The organism is Limnochorda sp., from assembly GCF_047459355.1.
In the GTDB taxonomy this organism is placed as follows: Bacteria; Bacillota; Limnochordia; order Limnochordales; family Limnochordaceae; genus Limnochorda.
Window position 1 is genome coordinate 1 of the sequence record NZ_VSCV01000116.1, and the last position, 1,042, is coordinate 1,042.

Consider the following 1,042-nt stretch of genomic DNA (forward strand, 5'->3'; position numbering starts at 1 on the left):
AGTCCGATGAGCAGCTCTTGGACGATCTCCGGGAGGAAGACCGGAAGCGGTACATCCACCACTACAACTTCCCCGGCTTCTCGGTGGGTGAGGTTCGGCCCATGCGATCCGCGGGCCGGCGGGAGATCGGCCACGGGGCCTTGGCGGAGCGGGCCCTCCTCCCGGTCATTCCGCCCGAGGAGGACTTCCCGTACACCATCCGGGTGGTCTCGGAGGTGCTCTCCTCCAACGGTTCCACCTCCCAGGCCAGTGTCTGCGGCTCCACCCTGGCTCTGATGGATGCGGGCGTGCCCATCCGCAAGCCGGTGGCTGGTATCGCCATGGGCTTGGTCAAGTACGGCGACCGCTTTGCCATCCTGACGGACATCCAGGGGATCGAGGACGCGCTGGGCGACATGGACTTCAAGGTCGCCGGCACCCGGGATGGCATCACCGCCATCCAGATGGATATCAAGGTGAAGGGGATCGGCCGGGAGATCCTCCAGGCGGCCCTGGAACAGGCCCGCCGGGGGCGGCTGTACATCCTCGATAAGATGGCGGAAGTCATCGACCGGCCGCGGCCCAGCCTGTCGCCCTTCGCCCCGCGGGTGATCACCCTCCAGATCCCCGTCGACCGGATCCGCGATGTGATCGGGCCCGGCGGGAAGGTGATCCGGGGGATCATCGAGGAGACGGGCGTCCAGATTGACATCGAAGACGACGGCACCGTCTACATCGCCTCGGTCAACGAGGAAGAGGGCCAGCGGGCCAAGGCGATGGTGGAGAACCTGGTCCGGGACGTGGAGGTCGGGGCGACCTACCAGGGGAAGGTGAAGCGGATCACCAACTTCGGCGCCTTCGTGGAGATCCTGCCTGGCAAGGAAGGGCTGGTCCACATCTCCAAGCTGGCGCCGGGGCGGGTGGGCCGGGTGGAGGACGTGGTCCAGCTGGGGGATGAGATCACCGTAAAGGTCACCGACATCGACGAGCTGGGCCGGATCAACCTCTCCCGGAAGGATGCCCTCACGCCCGAGGAGTGGGCCGACGAGGAGGCTCGCTTCGC

Annotated in this window: 1 protein-coding gene; it reads left to right on the top strand. The window is 66.7% G+C overall.

All coding sequences use genetic code 11. The features are described from left to right. A partial coding sequence (gene pnp / locus FWJ67_RS11285) for a polyribonucleotide nucleotidyltransferase (RefSeq protein WP_414482883.1) occupies positions 1-1,042 on the top strand: 1,042 nt, incomplete at both ends.